Raw genomic sequence first — 15,142 nt, 5'->3', positions numbered from 1 at the left:
GCCTATGATGGCTGGGTGACGAATCAGAGTGGCGGAGAGACGGACGTGCCGGTAGAGGCGGCGGCGGACGATGTGGCAGGCAAACTGGAACGCATCATTGCCGGGCAGCTCCGACGCTACAGGACAGCCCACGGGCTGTCGGCCGCCGAACTTGCAGCCCGGACGGGGCTGTCCAAGGCGATGATCTCCAAGATTGAGTCGGCCAGCACCTCGTGTTCGCTGACCACCCTGCAGCGCCTGGCCGACGGGCTAAAAATTCCGGTCACGGCTCTGTTCCGGGGTGCCGACACCGACCGCGATGCGACCTTCACCAAGAACGGCCAAGGCAGCCTGACCGTGCGCAGCGGAACACAGCACGGGCACGAGTACCGCGTGCTGGGCACCCTCAAGGGACGCACCGACGCCCTCGAGCCGACACTGGTCACACTGACCGACGCCTCCGACGTCTTCCCGCTTTTCCAGCACCCCGGAACGGAATTCATCTACATGCTCTCCGGAGGAATGATCTACGGCCACGGCGCCTATGAATACACCATGGAGGCAGGGGACTCGCTGCTCCTCGACGGCGAAGGACCCCACGGCCCGTTAGAGCTGCTGGACCTGCCGATCAGATTCCTGGCCATCGCAGCAAAGTAGAAACCCTTGGTCTACCGCCGTGGGGCATCTCCGCTCGCGTAATGCGCCAGAACACCAAGCGGGACATTCGCCCTGGCCGTGTTCAAGGCGTAGGCGTGTTACGAACCGCCGCTTCGTCCGTCCAGTACTCTGTCCCGCTCAGCCAGTGTGGTGTCCCCGAGAGCCCAGCGGGTCCGCGGGACTTCGCGGAGCAGTACGGTGACGTGTTCCGGGCGGGCGTTGACTGTCTCGAGGACAGCTGAGTGGACGGCCGTCACCAGCGCACGCAGCTGCTCGGGCGTGCGGCCTTCTGAAATAGAGATGTCGACGATCGGCATGGTCTTGGCTCGTCAGATGAAGGGGTCGGCAAAGTGGGGGCAGCTCAGCTGGTGGAGATGCTAATGATTAAGGATCACAGCCGGATGAATTCGAGGCTGAAACACCATATGACGGCACTCATGAGCAGCAGTTTCGTCTTCTACCGATATCTCATCCCGAAGATTGGGCCGCGGCCAGCGGCGCATTTAAGGGCAAACCAACGACAGAAGTCTAAAGTGCCGCGAATCGGGGTGGTCCGCCCGTCGAGCGTCCCTTTTAGCGGACAGTTCCAAATTGTAGGCAGGAATTTCGCATCTAATGCGAGATCATGTCCCTAACCCGCGTGAATTCACGCCACCCATGCTGCGTATCTCATCGTCGGCAGATGGACTATTCAAGGGCTGCATGCCGGATGACGGGCACGCACCAAGCTCGCACCCTTCTGTGCGCTGCAGGCTGGAGCCGGTTCAGTCATCCAGGAACCGACGCCATCCAGGAACCGACGCCCAGCCTGCAGCGTCGGGGAGCCATCGTCGTGGCTCAGGCACCAGTAGTTGACCTCAGCGTGCCGCGGTGGCGGTCTGCTCCTGGAAGGCCGGTACGACGTGCTCGATGAAGAGCTCGAGCGAGCGTTTTTTCTCCTCATGGGTCAGGCTGTTGTCGGACCAGAGGCTGAACTCGTCTACGCCGAGTGCCTCGTAGTGGCGGAGCCGCTCGATCACCTCGTCAGGCGTCCCGATTAGCGCCGTCTGGTGGAGGGACTCTGCCGTGAACTCCGGGCGGTCGGCGAACTTCTCTGCAGGGCTAGGCTCGAGGAAACCGTTCTTCGGAGTGGTCTTGTTTCCAAACCAGGCATCAAACGTCCGGTAGAACTTCTGAATGCCCTCGGCCGGACGCCGCCATCCCTCGGGCTCGTCTGCGGGGTGAATATGCGTGTGGCGCAGCACCATGAGGTCCGGGCGGGGGACGCCGGGGTTGTTCTCTACCGCGGTGTCGAACTTGTGCGCAAGGTCTTCGACTTCCTCGTCGCCCTTCATAAGCGGCGTCACCATCACGTTGCAGCCGTTAGCGACGGCGAACTCGTGCGAGGAGATGTCTCGGGCGGCGATCCACATAGGCGGCGTCGGCTTCTGCAGAGGCTTGGGGACGCTGGTCGAGGTCGGGAACTGCCAGACCTCCCCGTCGTGTGCATAGTCACCCTCCCAGAGCGCGCGCACGGCGGGTACCAGCTCGCGCAAATGCTTGCCGCCATCGACTGCAGACATGCCGCCCATGAGACGGTCGAACTCGAACTGGTAAGCACCACGTGCCAGTCCCACTTCCATCCGGCCGTTGCTGATGACGTCCAGGAGCGCCGTCTCGCCGGCTACGCGGAGCGGGTTCCAGAAGGGCGCGATGATCGTTCCGGCACCCAGACGGATGCGCGACGTGCGCGCTGCCAAGTATGCGAGCTGGGGCATGGGACTGGGAGAGATGGTGTACTCCATGGAGTGGTGCTCACCAATCCAGACGGTGCTGAAGCCTCCGGCCTCCGCGATGAGGGCGAGCTCCGTCAGGTTCTCGAAGCATTCGCGGTGTGAGACGGTCTCGTCCCAGCGCTCCATATGGGCGAAGAGGGAAAAGCGCATTAGTGACTCCTTCGTTCTGCGGCGATGTTCGCCGACACTTCCTGGGTGGGTGCCGCTTCCTGGGCGACTGCGTTGCGTTCGGCGATGGTTTGGTTGCCGCGGGACCAGTGTTCATGCTCGATTTCACGGAGTATGACGGTGGTGTTTTCGGGTGCCGCGCCCACTGAGCTTTCGGCGGCACGGTGAAGCTCGCCGATGAGCGAGCGGAGCTGCTCGGGGGTCCGACCCCGGGCGATGGAGACTTCGATAAGAGGCATTACGGCTCCTTAGGTGCGGAGGACGAACGGGTCGGATAGGGGTCCTCGTCGGTGTTGATCCAGACGTTCTTGAGTCGGGTGTATTCGTGGATGGGTTGGGGCCCGTGCTCGATGCCTACGCCCGAGTTCTTGAACCTTTGCCGTGGTGACATTGGGGACATGGCACCGTAGGTGTTGACCCACGCTGTGCCGGCTGGTTGACGATGGGCAGGGTTCAGCTCCTCATCACGAAGGGGTCAGCAAGGGGGGATTCGTCCGTGTTGATCCAGACGCTCTTGAGCCTGGTGTATTCGCGGATGCTCTCTATGCCGTGTTCGACGCCGACTCCGCTGGTCTTGAAGCCTTCCCGGGGTGATTGGGGAGACATGGTGCGGTAGGTGTTGACCCAGATGGTACCGGCCTCCAAACGGCTCGCCATCCGGTGCGCCCTGGAAAGGTTAGTGGTCCAGATTCCGGCCGCCAGTCCATAGCTGCTGTCGTTGGCCAGCCGGAGCACCTCTTCCTCTGTTTCAAACGGCATGATCGCCGCGACGGGGCCGAAGATCTCCTCCCTGACCACGCGCATGGAATTGTCGACGTCGGTGAGAACCGTCGGTTCGAAGAAGTAGCCGCTGAGGCCGGTGTTGGGCCGGCCGCCGCCGGTCAGGACGGTGGCACCTTCGGAGACGCCGAGATCGACGTAGCTGGCGACCTTGTCCCGCTGATCCTGGAACGCCAGCGGCCCGAGTTCGGTGGCGTCAAGGAGCGGGTCTCCGATGACGATGCTGCGGGCGCGCTTGGTGACACGCTCCAGCAGTTCGTCGTAGACGGCTTTGTGGGCGAAGACGCGGCTTCCTGCGATGCAAGTCTGGCCGGCGGCGGCGAAGATGCCGGCTACCACTCCCATGGAGGCATTGGCCACGTCGGCGTCGGCGAAGATAATATTGGGCGATTTGCCGCCCAGTTCCAGCGTCGAGCCGATGAATCTGGATGCGGTGGAGGAGGCAATGCGGGCGCCTGTGGCGGTGCTGCCGGTAAACGAGATCTTGGCCAGTCGGCGGTCATCAACCAAAGCGGCTCCGGCTTCTGCGCCGAACCCGGTGACGACATTGATGACACCGGGCGGGAAACCGGCTTGGTCGGCCAGCGCGGCCAGGCGCAGAACAGTGGCAGAGGTGTATTCAGAGGGTTTGATCACGATGGTGTTGCCCGTCGCGAGGGCCGGGGCAAGTTTGCTGGTCGTCAGCGTCAGCGGCGAGTTCCACGGCGTGATGGCGCCCACGACCCCTAAGGGTTCGCGGAGGGTGTAGTTCAGCATGGCCCGGCTGGACCCCGGAATGGTGTCGCCCTGGATTTTGTCTGCCAGTCCGGCGTAGTAGTAGTAGTACTCGGGCATGGCAGCGAGCTGGGCGCGCATTTCCCGCAGGAGCTTGCCGTTGTCTTCGGATTCCATACGGGCGAGTTCGTCCGCGTGTTCGCCCACAAGATCGCCCAGGCGGCGGAGCAGGTGCCCGCGCCTGGTCTGGCTGAGGTCACGCCACGCGGGGTTTTCGAAGGCTGCCGCCGCGGCTGAAACGGCCCGGTCGACGTCGGTTTCGTTACCGCGTGCGGCCCGGTAGAGCAAGTCCAGGGTGGCTGGGTTGGTGCTGTCGAAGTACTCCCCGGATGACGGCCGAACCCAGTCCCCGTTGATGAAGTGGTCGTAGCGGCGGTCAGCGGACATTTGAATGCTCCTTGATGAAGGCGGTGAGGGTGTTGGCGAGCTCTTGGGAACGTTCCACCGGTATCATGTGGCGGGCCCCGCTGATGACGGAGTACGTGCAGCCCGGGATGGCCGCGGCCAGCCTGGCGCTCATCTCCGGCGTCGACCCCGGGTCCAGTTCACCGGTCACAGCATGAGAGGGAACGGTGATCCGGGGCAGTTCGGGCGCAATGTCCGCGTCTGCTGTTGCGAAGACGCGATAGCAGGCCAGGAAGGATCCCGGGTCGTTGCGAAGCAGGACTTCCCTCGTCGCCTCGACCAGTTCCGCCGGAACGGGGGACCCTTCCGGGTACCACCGAAGGATTGATGCTTCCACCGTCGCGGGGAAGTCAGATGCCGCTGAGGCCAGGCGCATCATCACCGCGGCGTGCTCCTGCGCCGTACGGTCGCACACCGATCCGACGGACACCAGGGAGGAAACCAGATCGGGCCGGAACCGGGCCAGATACTGGGCGACGAGGGCACCCAGTGAGAACCCCACGACATGGCTGCCCGGTTCCAGGCGCTCCGCGACGTCCGCCGCGAGCTCGGCCAGCGTCACCCCTTCGGGCGCAGCCTCCCGGCCTCCGTGCCCCAGGAGCTCGAGGACCTGAACGTCGTATTCCGGTTCGAGGAATTCACGCAAGGGCCCCCACATCGACCCGTCGAGGCCGACGCCGTGGATCAGCGCTACGCGGACGCGGCTCACGACGGCAGTCACCTACTTCGTTTCGGTGGCGAACGCCGCGAGGCGCTGCTGCGGGCGTCCCTGGGCCGCGGCGGCGAGGGCGATCACGATTTCATCGGAGTGGGGTGCGTCGTTGATCCGGACCTCGATGCTCTGGTGGTGGGAGCGGATGGTCGCATCAGTGATGTGCTTGAGCGGAATGTCGAACACGACGCCGGCGGGGCCGCGCTTTTCCACGGCCGGCAAAAGCGTGGTGGCATTCGCGGCGTCGCGGAAGTGATTTCCAAAGGCAAGGGTGTGGATGAGCCCGGAACCGTGCTCGATCTCACCGTTTAGGCCGACGATGGCGGCTTTGCCGTAGGCTTCGGCCGGGGCGCCGAGGGCTTCGAGCACGCGGGGCGCGAGCAGGGCACCAAGGTCGGAGGCGGTGCCGTTGATTCCGGCGGAGAGGTCTTCTACGAAACCCTGTCCGGCCCAGGGGTTCTTGATAATGGCTGCCACGACGGCGACCCGTGCGGTTGGCGTGACGTCCCGGCCGCCTTCGATCAGGATGTCTTCGGTGAGTGTGACGATTTTGCGGATGCTCATGAAATCAGTTCTCCTAGGGTGTCTGCTTTGACGACGGGGTCCGTGAGCCGGTCCCCGATGCGCGAGTGTGGGCGGGGGCCGGTGGATGCGCCGAGGACGACGACGATCTCTCCGGGCCGGGGCGCATCGCTGATCCGGGTGGTGATGGTCTGGTAGTGCGTGCGGGTGGCGGCTGCGTTCTTGTGCCAGAGGGGCACGACAAGTGATGCGCCGGCGTCGGCCCGGTCGTCGGCGAAGCAGATGATGGATTCGCCGTCGAAATACTCCCGGACGAGGTTGCCGAAGAACGGTGTGTGGATGAGGGCCGCGCCGTGTTCAATCTCGCCTCCGGTGCCTACAATCGCAGCTTTACCGAAGGCCTGGATTGCGTCTACGCCGCCGAGTTCCTTGGTGAGTACGGCGGTGAGTTTGCGTGCCAGCGCCGGGGCCAACCGGATGACTTCCTCATTCAGGTCATCGGTGGCCTTACCGCCCAGCCAGGGATTGGTGACCACGGCCGCTGCCGTGGCACGGAGTGCAGGGACTGAGGGGGACAGTCCGTTTTCGAGCAGGATCTCCTCGCTATAATAGACAATCTTGCGGATGCCCAAGCCGTGATCATGCATCATTTGGTCCCGGCCGGTGCGGGCTGGTTGGTGTACCAGACGGACCAGAAGCCGTATTCTTCCGCCGCCTGGGCGTACTCGCGGGTGTTCTTCATGTGGGTTCCGTAGTTGGCGAGGTCGCCGGGGGCGCCGAGGGCGTGGAAGATGGAGTACCGCATGGCTTCCTTTCGTGGTCGGTTCAGTTCAGGAGCGACTGCACCGGTTCGGTGAGAGCCTCTCGGGACGAGGCATGGACGTGGTTCCTCATGGCGGTTTCGGCGCCGAAGGGGTCTTTGTATTCGATCATTTCGAGGACGGCGCGGTGCTCGCGGGTGGAGGCAGCGATCCTGCCCGGGTGTTCGATGGTGCGCAGGACCAGCCGCTGGTAGGCGAGTTGGTTCATGAGCCGCTCATAGTGCTCCGCGAGTTTGAGATTGTCCGAGCCCCGGACGATGGTCCAGTGAAATTCATGTACCAGCCGGGCGTAGGCCTCGCTGTCGTTCGTGAGGACCGCGGCTTCGGAGTCCTCGAGGTTCAGGCGGAGCGCAGACAGTTCCGGTGTATCGCCGCGGCGGGCGAGCAGCGATGCTGCGAGCCCCTCGAGGGACTCCTTGAGCTGGAACAGCTCGATGATCTCCCTGTGGGTCGGCTCGCGGACGAAGGTTCCCACCTTCGGACGTATCTCCACCAGTCCCTCATTCTGGAGCTGCTTGAGGGCTTCCCGTACCGGAGTGCGGCTGACTTCGAATTCCTGGGCAAGGAAAGCCTCCGGCAGCACTGCGCCGGGCGGGAAGTCGCCTCCCAGGACGAGCCCCCGGATCTTTTCGAGGAGGCCCTTCCGCTCGTCGGCTTCAACACTGAGCACCATTTCTTCTTGCATGCATGACAGCTTATGTTGCATGCAAGAAGCGAGTCAAGAGGCAGGAATAGCTTTTTCTAAAGCACCAGAATTCCGGCTATTTGAGGGTTTTATGATGATTCTATTGACGCGATCATGTGACCTGACTTACGGTCATTGGTATGCAACAGACACTTGAACCGCTCATCACGTCAGCTTGGCTCGCTGCTTGGGACACGGGTGACCTCAATGCTCTCGACGGCCTCGTGGCCCCTGGGTACACGCGAACCAGTAAGGCGACAGGCGCAACTGTCGACATCACTGGTCTAAAAGCCGAGATCGCCGCGGTGCGGGAAGCCTTCCCGGACCTGCGCACGACGATCGATGACATCGTCGAAGGTGAGGAAACGGTGGCCGTCTTCTGGACGTCCACCGGCACCCACACCCACGAGTACCTCAGTGTCCCGGCAACCGGACTTACCGTTCAGACCAGAGGCTCGAACATCCTGGTCCTCCAGGACGGGAAAGTCACGAAAGAAACCGTGACGTGGGACGGCAGCGAGCTGCTGGCCGGCCTCGGGATTCGCCCCCTGCGCGGGATAGCCACACCGGAGGTTGGAGACGGCGGCGACTTCCCCGAGCTCGACTCCGACTTGATGAAGGCGTTCAACCGCCAGTTCATCACGGGGGTCACGGTGGTCACCACCAAGGAAGGCGAAACTCCCAAAGGACTGGCGGCGAACTCGTACTGCTCAGTCTCCATCGAGCCACCTCTCGTGCTCGTCTGTGTCCAGAAGACCTCCAGCACCTACCCGGCGCTCTTCTCGTCAAGCCACCTGGGCATCAACATTTTGGGAACGGGGCAGCTCGATACGGTCCGTGTCTTCGCTTCCAAGGCCCCGGACAAGTTCGCGGAGCTCGACTGGCACGAGGGCCCGAACGGCAGCCCGCTTCTGGACGGCTCGGCCGCATCCCTCGAGGCCGAGATTCAGGAACGATTCCAAGCGAAGACCCACACCGTCTTTATCTGTCGGGTCCGGCATGCCGAGATCGACAACACGCCACCGATGGTCTACAAGGCCGGGCGGTTCTATGACGGCGGAAATCTCGCCGAACTCTAAGTGTCGGCACGGCTGAAGAGCCTTGCACGGGAAACCAGCCGCACCGACACAACCTGCTCTCTCAAGCAGCGCACCCAGGTGCGCATTCCACCATAGGACAAAAAATGAGCCCAGACACCATGAGTTCCGTCTCAGAAGACAGCATTGCTGTAGATCGCGGCTATCGCGACAGCCTCACCAAGATCGAGCCGTACGGCATCGAGCACATCCCGGACGTGGAACGCCACGGCAAGCCGCGATCGCAGTTCTTCCTCTGGTTCGCAGCCGGCATGAACTTCCCCATCGTCGTCCTCGGCTTCAGCGCCACCTACTTCGGGCTACCTTTCTGGGCCGCTGCTTTGGCGATCGTGCTTGCCGGTGTTACCTCCTCGGCCGGAATGGGTTACCTGTCCGCCATGGGCGTCCGGCTGGGCGTACCCCAGCAGATGCAAGGGCGCGGTCCGCTCGGATTCATCGGCAACCTGTTCCCAGTGGCATATGTGAACGTCTTCGCCGGCATCGGCTGGGCGGCAGTGACCGTCATCCTCGGCGGCAAGGCCATCGCATTGCTGACCGACGTGCCATTCTGGCTGTCGGCGCTCGTCCTGATGGGTATCCAGCTTGGCGTAGCGGTCATCGGGTATAACTTGATCCACTTCCTCCAGCGCATCCTCTCGTTCGTCCTGGTGATCGGTTTCGTCTTCATCACGGTCGTGGCCGCCGCCAACGGACATATCGTCAATGACTTCAATCCAGCAGCAAAAGGCTTCGATGGCATCGGCGGCTGGATCACCTTCTTCGGCTGGTTCTTCTCCTTCATCGTTGCCTGGATGCCGTTCGCATCCGACTACTCCCGCTACCTTCCCAACACCCCCGGCAATCGTCGCGGCGCCGGATGGGCCACCATGCTCGGCAACGCTGTCACGATGGTCTGGATGGGCATTCTGGGCACGGTCCTCGGGTCAACTGCGACCGCCAGCGACAGCATCGGCGCCCTTAAAGAGCTCATGGGACCCTGGGCCGCCGTCGGACTTGGCGTCGTCGCATTGTCTTCCTTCACCCAAAACTTCCTGAACGTCTACGGCGGCGCGATTTCCATCCAGACCATGGGCGTGCCCGTAAAACGCCACACCGCAGTCGTGGTCATCTGTGTCGCCTCATACCTCGTAGCCCTGTGGGGCCAGGAAGGGTTCAACACAGGTTTCACCGCGTTCCTCAATCTGACCGCCTACTGCATCGCCCCATACGTAGCTGTCCTCGTGTGCGACTACCTTTTCGGAGGGCGCCGCACGGAACGAGGTCTCCGCGAGCTATTCGACAAGAGCAGGAAGTTCGAGTGGGGCTTCGTTGCCTGGGCCGCAGGGGTCGTCATCTCATCCCCGTTCTGGATGTCCTCGATCTACACCGGCCCCATCGCTGCCGCGTTCCCCCAAATCGGAGACCTCTCCTACTATGTCGGGGCCGCCGTCGCGGCCGGCGTCTACTTCGCCACCCACCGCCGCCAGCGCCTCTCGGGACATGAAATGCTCGACCGCAGCATCGCGGGCCAGACCCTCTAAGGCCAGGTGGCTTCCCTCCGGACAGGCGGGAAGCCACCGGTTCAATGCACAACCACAGCGGATCGACACGGGCCTGCGACACCATCCGCCCCACAACGATCGAGCCGTACGAGGAGCAACATGATTACCGCAACGCTGTTACGGGAAAGCGGGAAAGCGGGGAGGCACATTCCCCCGCAGAATGCCCGCCCCGTGCGGTAGTGGCTCTGATCGTCGAGCGGCATGGGCGGATTGCCCTCTTCAGGCGAAGCCAGTCCGTCGGACATGACCGCGGACGCTGGCATTGCATCACAGGATATCTCGAGTCCGGGGCCTCCCCTGAAGAGCAGGCCTTCCTGGAACTTCGTGAGGAAACAGGGCTCACCAAAAATGATCTGACCGATTTCCGGCCAGGGGCACCGCTTCTGCTAGCAGACCATAGAGGCCATCCGTGGCTGGTGCACACCTTCAAGGCCGTCACCCCGCGACGCAGACTGGCCATCAATGATGAGCACGACAGTTTCCGCTGGGCGGCGCCGTCGAAGGTCAGGCGATTCAGCAATCGGGTGGCGTGGCTGGATCAGGTACTCGAGGCGGCCAAGGCAACGCCCAACCACGGAACAAGATCATGATTCAAGGTATCGTCGAACACGGCGATGAACGAGGCAAGACGCTCGGCTTCCCCACCGCCAACATCCAGCTCCTCGACGACCAGATCGAGGACGGGGTATAGGGCGCTAATCCGCATCGACTCCCGAAAGTGGTGTGTGGCGGCAGTTTCCATTGGACGACGGCGGACGCTTTATCCCCAGGAGGGAAACAAGCTGATTGAGGCCCACCTCCTTGACTTCAACGAGGACCTCTACGGACGGAAACTGAGCGTCGTTCTGACCGTCAAGCTGCGGGACCAACAAACCTTCGCAAGAGTTCACGCCCTCACTGAGCAACTGCGCCACGATGTCACAGCAACTCGCAATTGGGCCAAACACCACTTTCCCCGGCTCGTTCCACCCGGACCACATCAGCGCGAAAGCGGTACCCGCACTTGGCCTGAACAGCCACCCCGGCGTGCCGCTGCCGCACAATGACCAATGCACAAGCCCTTTGGAAGGAGCCCTAAGTGGCTGAACGAAACTCCGTGACCCCCGAGCGGGAGGCAGAGCTACTCGCGTCCGTCCCGACCGGACTGCTGATCGGCGGACACTGGAGGCAAGCCTCTGACGAGGGAACCTTCGACGTCGAGGACCCGGCTACCGGCAAGGTCTTGGCAACGCTGGCGGATGCCACCAGTGAAGACGCGCTTTCCGCCTTGGACGCGGCGCACAAGGTCCAGCCGTCCTGGGCGCGAACCGCTCCCCGGGAACGGGCAGAGATCCTGAACCGGGCCTTTGGGCTCGTAACCGAGCGCGCGGAGGACTTCGCTCTGCTTATGACCCTGGAAATGGGTAAACCGCTGGCCGAGGCCCGGGGCGAGGTCGCTTATGGGGCAGAGTTCCTGCGCTGGTTCTCGGAGGAGGCAGTGCGTGACTACGGCCGCTACCTGACCACCCCGGAGGGGAAAAACAAGATCCTGGTCCAGCACAAACCGGTGGGCCCTTGCCTGCTGATCACGCCGTGGAACTTTCCTCTGGCAATGGCGACACGGAAGGTAGCGCCTGCGGTGGCGGCCGGCTGCACCATCGTGCTCAAGCCGGCGAAGCTGACTCCCCTGACCTCACAGTTTTTCGCGCAGGTAATGATGGAAGCGGGCCTGCCCGCCGGGGTGCTAAACCTGGTCCCATCGTCCTCCGCATCGTCCATCTCCGGGCCACTCATGAAGGATGCACGGCTGCGAAAGGTTTCCTTCACCGGATCCACACCCGTAGGCAAGAAGCTGCTGGCGGACGCGTCCCAAAACGTGCTTCGAACCTCGATGGAACTCGGAGGCAACGCCCCCTTCATCGTCTTCGAGGACGCAGACCTGGACAAGGCAGTGCAGGGTGCGATAGCAGCGAAGATGCGCAACATGGGTGAGGCATGTACGGCCGCCAACAGGTTCCTCGTGCACGAGTCCATCGCCGCGGAATTCACTACCAAGTTCGCAGAAGCGATGGCTGCCCTCAAGCCCGGCCGCGGCACCGAGGCCGGCACCACCGTGGGTCCCTTGATCGACGGCGGAGCCCGCAAGGACGTGCACGCCCTGGTCGAAGAAGCCGTCGCTTCCGGCGCCACGGTCGTCACCGGCGGAGTTCCGATTGAGGGCGAGGGATACTTCTACCAGCCCACGGTCCTTGCCGGCGTTGCCAACGACGCAGAAATACTGCAAACCGAGATCTTCGGTCCCGTCGCCCCGATCACGACTTTCAGCACAGAAGAGCAAGCGATCACCTTGGCCAATGCCAGCGAATACGGTCTGGCCTCTTACATTTACACCCGGGATTACGCCCGCATGTTCCGGGTGGCTGAGCAGATCGAGTTCGGTATGGTCGGCTTCAATGCGGGAGTAATATCCAATGCAGCGGCCCCGTTCGGCGGCGTAAAACAGTCAGGCCTCGGGCGAGAGGGCGGCTCTGAGGGCATCGCCGAGTACACCACGACTCAATACATCGGCATCGCCGATCCCCATGCCGACCAGGAAGGCCAGAAATCGTGAATGGCAGCAGGACCATGACCTCGACGAGCGGGGCAAAGGGTCATCTGGTCGTGATTGACATGCAACGCGCCTTCCGCCGAGAGGGGGAGTGGCACATCCCGCGGTACGACGAAGCGGCCCGAACTATCGCGCGCCTGGCAGCCTCCGGACTGGAACCCATCATCACACGCTTTGTCCCCGGCCCCGCGGAGAAAGGCTCGTGGTCCTCGTACTACGACCGCTGGCAAAGCATGCGCCTGGATCCCGCCGATCCATATGGCACATCGAACTTCCAGACGTTGAGGCCCGTGGCTCCATAGACCTTCCGACGTTCTCGAAATGGGGGGAAGCGCTGACAGGCCGGATTCCCGTCGGGGATGAGGTTATCCTCACCGGTGTGGCAACCGACTGCTGCATCCTTGCCACCGCCCTAGGGCGTGTCTCCTAATCGTGTGCTCCAGATGACGACGGCGTGCAGAACGGCCGCTGAGCGGTAGGTGAGGGCCAATTTGTCGTAGCGAGTGGCCAGGGAGCGCCATTGCTTGAGGGTGTTGAAACTGCGTTCGACGACATTGCGCCGCTTGTACGCGTCCTTGTCGTAGGTGACGGGCCGTCCTCCGGAGGAGCCCCTGCGTTTCCGGTTGGCTTTCTGGTCGTCCTTTTCGGGGATGACGCATTCAATGCCACGCCCGCGCAGGTAGCTCCTGATCGCTTTGGATGAGTAGGCTTTGTCAGCCATGGCCCGGTCCGGGCGGCTGCGGGGCCGGCCGGGACCTTCCCGTTCGACCTTCAGGGCATCCATGAGGTTTTCAAACATGGGCGAGTCCCCGCCCTGCCCGGGCCCCAGGAGCAGGACCAAGGGGCGCATGTTGCCGTCAACCAGGGCATGGATCTTCGTGGTCAGGCCGCCGCGGGAGCGTCCGACGGCATGATCATCCGGCTCATCAAGCAGATTCCTGTAATTCGAGAGGTCCCCCTGTGTGGCGGGGAAGGTTCGTGCCGTGCTGGTGGGCACGGTTGACCGTGGAGTCCACCGACACCTCCCAGTTGATCAGCCCTTGTGCGTCGGCACGGGTCAACAGCGCAGCCAGCACCCTGTCCCAGGTCCCGCTGGCGCTGTTGCGGCGGTGGTGCTTCCACACGGTCTTCCACGACCCGAAATGGGAAGGGAGATCCCGCCACGGGATACCTGCCCGGTAGCGGTAGATGATGCCCTCTGTCATCAACCGGTGGTCATTGAACGGCCGCCCCGGTTTCCCCGACGAATCAGGCATCAACGGGGCAATGAACTCCCACTGGGCATCGGACAACAAGGCATAACGCGAACTCACCACTCAATTTTGCCAAAAAGCCACCCCCAGCATTAGGAGACACGCTCCTAGTACTACAGTCGTGTTTGTGGGGTCGAATTCCGGGCCCGGTAGTGGTGCCGTTTCGCGGTTTGTTGGTGTCTTCGGCGCCAGTATGAACGCTGAGGGTGCGTTCCGGGGCGGGCGGCTGGGTCCAGACCAGATGGGTGAGCAGGTGCCGGATTTCGGGCAGGGTCAGGGCTATGAGCTCGCCGCTGCCCCTCTGAGGGCCCTTTTTTTGACCGGGTGACGGTGAGGAAGGCGTGGGCGAGCATGGACAGGGTGATGTGCCGGTGCCAGCCCTTCCATTGCCTCACCTGGTAGTGGTCCAGTCCGGTCTCGTCCTTGGACGTCTGGAAGGTTTCCTCGATCGCCCACCGGGCGCCGGCGACCCGGGCGAGTTCCGCCAGGGATATCCGCAAGGGTGCGTGGCAGATGTAGTAGGCCGCCCGCCCGGACAGGGAAGCGATCAGCCCGTCGGCACGGAACTCCACGCCGAGGGCGCCGGTTTTGGCGATGACGCGCTGGTTCATCGGCACCGCGAGCACGTAGGAGACGCCCCGGCCGTGGAGTGTTTCGCGCAGCTTGGCGTGCTGGCCGTAGACCGCGTCCCCGGTCACCCACTGCGCGGGCACCCCGGCGTCCAGGGCGCGGGTGATCATCGTGATCGCCAGCTCGGGCTTCGTCGCGAATTTCCGGGTCGCCGGGATGCCGGCGGACGCGCAGCGGTCCCGGTCATCGGTCCAGGCCTTGGGCAGGTACAGTTCCCGGTCCAGGAAGGTGCGCCCCGCCGGTGTGGCGTAAGTCAGGAACACCCCGATCTGGCAGTTCTCGACCCGGCCCGCCGTGCCGCAATACTGCCGGGCGACACCGGCCGATCGCGTGCCCTTCTTCAGGAAACCCGTCTCGTCCACGATGAGCACGCCGTCGGCGGAGCCGAGATGGTCCACGACGTAGGAGCGCAGGTCATCGCGCAGCCCGTCCGGGTCCCAGTCCGTGGTCGAGAGCAGCCGCTGCATCCGGTCAGGGATCGCCTGACCGGCCCGCTCCGACAGGGTCCAGGAATTCTTCCGCTCCTCGGCCGAGAGCAGGCCCTTGAGGTACCCCACCGCGTTGTGGTGCGGTTCGGCCCGGGCAAACCGAGGGCCAATCAGCTCCCGGATCTCCTCGAGCCCGTCCGCCCATTCCTGCACATCAGCCACACAAATATCATCGCCCACCGACAAGGATTAACACGACAGCCGATGGAAATCCGGTTAAAACGCCGACGGGAGACAAAATAAAAGCGACTGTAGTACTAGCGGCTGC

At 63.2% G+C, this 15,142-nt stretch carries 20 protein-coding genes; 8 read left to right on the top strand and 12 right to left on the bottom strand.

All coding sequences use genetic code 11. From position 1 onward, the window contains the following. The first annotated feature begins 15 nt into the window (after positions 1–15). The gene (locus tag ACQCSY_RS01380) at positions 16–636 is read left to right on the top strand and encodes a helix-turn-helix domain-containing protein (RefSeq protein ID WP_427132541.1); all 621 of its coding nucleotides are present in this window, start codon (positions 16–18) and stop codon (positions 634–636) included. Positions 637–734: 98 nt separating this feature from the next. Here ACQCSY_RS01380 and ACQCSY_RS01375 read toward each other — a convergent pair whose 3' ends face one another. The 10 genes from ACQCSY_RS01375 to ACQCSY_RS01330 form a co-directional block, all read right to left on the bottom strand. Further along, positions 735–953: a tautomerase family protein gene (locus ACQCSY_RS01375; protein ID WP_427132539.1), complete on the bottom strand. Its 219-nt coding sequence runs from the start codon at positions 951–953 to the stop codon at positions 735–737. A gap of 540 nt (positions 954–1,493) precedes the next feature. Next, the gene (locus tag ACQCSY_RS01370) at positions 1,494–2,561 is read right to left on the bottom strand and encodes an LLM class flavin-dependent oxidoreductase (RefSeq protein ID WP_427132538.1); all 1,068 of its coding nucleotides are present in this window, start codon (positions 2,559–2,561) and stop codon (positions 1,494–1,496) included. Then, complete coding sequence (locus ACQCSY_RS01365) at positions 2,561–2,818, bottom strand: tautomerase family protein (protein WP_427132536.1); 258 nt, start codon at positions 2,816–2,818, stop codon at positions 2,561–2,563. Before ACQCSY_RS01365 ends, ACQCSY_RS01370 begins: the two co-directional genes overlap by 1 nt. Next, complete coding sequence (locus tag ACQCSY_RS01360) at positions 2,818–2,970, bottom strand: hypothetical protein (RefSeq protein WP_427132534.1); 153 nt, start codon at positions 2,968–2,970, stop codon at positions 2,818–2,820. Before ACQCSY_RS01360 ends, ACQCSY_RS01365 begins: the two co-directional genes overlap by 1 nt. A 62-nt stretch (positions 2,971–3,032) precedes the next feature. Continuing rightward, complete coding sequence (locus tag ACQCSY_RS01355; RefSeq protein WP_427132532.1) at positions 3,033–4,520, bottom strand: aldehyde dehydrogenase; 1,488 nt, start codon at positions 4,518–4,520, stop codon at positions 3,033–3,035. Continuing rightward, positions 4,510–5,247 (bottom strand): alpha/beta fold hydrolase, encoded by a 738-nt coding sequence (locus ACQCSY_RS01350; RefSeq protein WP_427132530.1) that lies wholly within the window; start codon positions 5,245–5,247, stop codon positions 4,510–4,512. Before ACQCSY_RS01350 ends, ACQCSY_RS01355 begins: the two co-directional genes overlap by 11 nt. A 12-nt stretch (positions 5,248–5,259) precedes the next feature. Beyond that, the gene (locus ACQCSY_RS01345) at positions 5,260–5,814 is read right to left on the bottom strand and encodes an amino acid synthesis family protein (RefSeq protein ID WP_427132528.1); all 555 of its coding nucleotides are present in this window, start codon (positions 5,812–5,814) and stop codon (positions 5,260–5,262) included. Further along, positions 5,811–6,404, bottom strand: a complete 594-nt coding sequence (locus tag ACQCSY_RS01340; RefSeq protein WP_427132526.1) for an amino acid synthesis family protein — start codon at positions 6,402–6,404, stop codon at positions 5,811–5,813. The genes ACQCSY_RS01345 and ACQCSY_RS01340 overlap by 4 nt, the downstream gene beginning before the upstream one ends. Before the next feature lie 14 nt (positions 6,405–6,418). Continuing rightward, positions 6,419–6,577, bottom strand: coding sequence for an LLM class flavin-dependent oxidoreductase (locus ACQCSY_RS01335; RefSeq protein WP_427132524.1), 159 nt, complete (start codon positions 6,575–6,577; stop codon positions 6,419–6,421). Between the two features lie 20 nt (positions 6,578–6,597). Then, positions 6,598–7,278 carry a GntR family transcriptional regulator gene (locus ACQCSY_RS01330; RefSeq protein WP_427132522.1) on the bottom strand — a complete coding sequence of 227 codons (681 nt, stop codon included), beginning with the start codon at positions 7,276–7,278 and terminating at the stop codon, positions 6,598–6,600. 140 nt (positions 7,279–7,418) lie between these two features. On the opposite strand from ACQCSY_RS01330, the gene ACQCSY_RS01325 reads away from it, so the two are divergent. The 7 genes from ACQCSY_RS01325 to ACQCSY_RS01295 all read left to right on the top strand — a co-directional run bounded on the left by ACQCSY_RS01325 (position 7,419) and on the right by ACQCSY_RS01295 (position 12,805). After that, positions 7,419–8,357, top strand: coding sequence for a flavin reductase (locus tag ACQCSY_RS01325; RefSeq protein WP_427132520.1), 939 nt, complete (start codon positions 7,419–7,421; stop codon positions 8,355–8,357). A 104-nt stretch (positions 8,358–8,461) separates the two neighbouring features. Then, the gene (locus tag ACQCSY_RS01320) at positions 8,462–9,895 is read left to right on the top strand and encodes a purine-cytosine permease family protein (RefSeq protein ID WP_427132518.1); all 1,434 of its coding nucleotides are present in this window, start codon (positions 8,462–8,464) and stop codon (positions 9,893–9,895) included. 44 nt (positions 9,896–9,939) lie between these two features. After that, the gene (locus ACQCSY_RS01315) at positions 9,940–10,506 is read left to right on the top strand and encodes an NUDIX domain-containing protein (protein WP_427132516.1); all 567 of its coding nucleotides are present in this window, start codon (positions 9,940–9,942) and stop codon (positions 10,504–10,506) included. Then, positions 10,503–10,607, top strand: coding sequence for a riboflavin kinase (locus tag ACQCSY_RS01310; protein ID WP_427132514.1), 105 nt, complete (start codon positions 10,503–10,505; stop codon positions 10,605–10,607). The genes ACQCSY_RS01315 and ACQCSY_RS01310 overlap by 4 nt, the downstream gene beginning before the upstream one ends. Positions 10,608–10,641: 34 nt before the next feature. Then, complete coding sequence (locus tag ACQCSY_RS01305; protein WP_427132512.1) at positions 10,642–10,962, top strand: riboflavin kinase; 321 nt, start codon at positions 10,642–10,644, stop codon at positions 10,960–10,962. Positions 10,963–10,994: 32 nt separating this feature from the next. Continuing rightward, complete coding sequence (locus ACQCSY_RS01300) at positions 10,995–12,506, top strand: NAD-dependent succinate-semialdehyde dehydrogenase (protein WP_427132510.1); 1,512 nt, start codon at positions 10,995–10,997, stop codon at positions 12,504–12,506. Between the two features lie 50 nt (positions 12,507–12,556). Further along, positions 12,557–12,805, top strand: a complete 249-nt coding sequence (locus ACQCSY_RS01295; protein WP_427132508.1) for a hypothetical protein — start codon at positions 12,557–12,559, stop codon at positions 12,803–12,805. Positions 12,806–12,915: 110 nt separating this feature from the next. On the opposite strand, the gene ACQCSY_RS01290 is transcribed toward ACQCSY_RS01295, so the two are convergent. Both ACQCSY_RS01290 and ACQCSY_RS01285 read right to left on the bottom strand, forming a co-directional pair. Then, positions 12,916–13,759 (bottom strand): IS5 family transposase gene (locus ACQCSY_RS01290; protein WP_427135584.1). Its coding sequence is split into 2 segments (ribosomal slippage): positions 12,916–13,452 and positions 13,454–13,759, totalling 843 coding nucleotides; the frame shifts between segments, so codons are not numbered across the junction. 110 nt (positions 13,760–13,869) lie between these two features. Next, on the bottom strand, positions 13,870–15,042 hold the full coding sequence (locus tag ACQCSY_RS01285) for an IS701 family transposase (protein ID WP_427135598.1): 1,173 nt from the start codon (positions 15,040–15,042) through the stop codon (positions 13,870–13,872). Positions 15,043–15,142 lie beyond the last annotated feature (100 nt).

It is taken from the genome of Pseudarthrobacter sp. S9 (assembly GCF_050156545.1).
Classification (GTDB): domain Bacteria; phylum Actinomycetota; class Actinomycetes; order Actinomycetales; family Micrococcaceae; genus Arthrobacter.
The sequence above is the reverse complement of the archived record's forward strand: the minus strand, read 5'-3'. Positions and strand labels throughout refer to the sequence as shown.

Bases quoted from the DNA above. Each gene is read 5' to 3' on its own strand.
- ACQCSY_RS01375 (WP_427132539.1), bottom strand. From the start codon at position 953: ATGCCGATCGTCGACATCTCTATTTCAGAAGGCCGCACGCCCGAGCAG.
- ACQCSY_RS01370 (WP_427132538.1), bottom strand. From the start codon at position 2,561: ATGCGCTTTTCCCTCTTCGCCCATATGGAGCGCTGGGACGAGACCGTC.
- ACQCSY_RS01365 (WP_427132536.1), bottom strand. From the start codon at position 2,818: ATGCCTCTTATCGAAGTCTCCATCGCCCGGGGTCGGACCCCCGAGCAG.
- ACQCSY_RS01360 (WP_427132534.1), bottom strand. From the start codon at position 2,970: ATGTCACCACGGCAAAGGTTCAAGAACTCGGGCGTAGGCATCGAGCAC.
- ACQCSY_RS01355 (WP_427132532.1), bottom strand. From the start codon at position 4,520: ATGTCCGCTGACCGCCGCTACGACCACTTCATCAACGGGGACTGGGTT.
- ACQCSY_RS01345 (WP_427132528.1), bottom strand. From the start codon at position 5,814: ATGAGCATCCGCAAAATCGTCACACTCACCGAAGACATCCTGATCGAA.
- ACQCSY_RS01335 (WP_427132524.1), bottom strand. From the start codon at position 6,577: ATGCGGTACTCCATCTTCCACGCCCTCGGCGCCCCCGGCGACCTCGCC.
- ACQCSY_RS01330 (WP_427132522.1), bottom strand. From the start codon at position 7,278: ATGCAAGAAGAAATGGTGCTCAGTGTTGAAGCCGACGAGCGGAAGGGC.
- ACQCSY_RS01325 (WP_427132520.1), top strand. From the start codon at position 7,419: ATGCAACAGACACTTGAACCGCTCATCACGTCAGCTTGGCTCGCTGCT.
- ACQCSY_RS01320 (WP_427132518.1), top strand. From the start codon at position 8,462: ATGAGCCCAGACACCATGAGTTCCGTCTCAGAAGACAGCATTGCTGTA.
- ACQCSY_RS01315 (WP_427132516.1), top strand. From the start codon at position 9,940: ATGCACAACCACAGCGGATCGACACGGGCCTGCGACACCATCCGCCCC.
- ACQCSY_RS01310 (WP_427132514.1), top strand. From the start codon at position 10,503: ATGATTCAAGGTATCGTCGAACACGGCGATGAACGAGGCAAGACGCTC.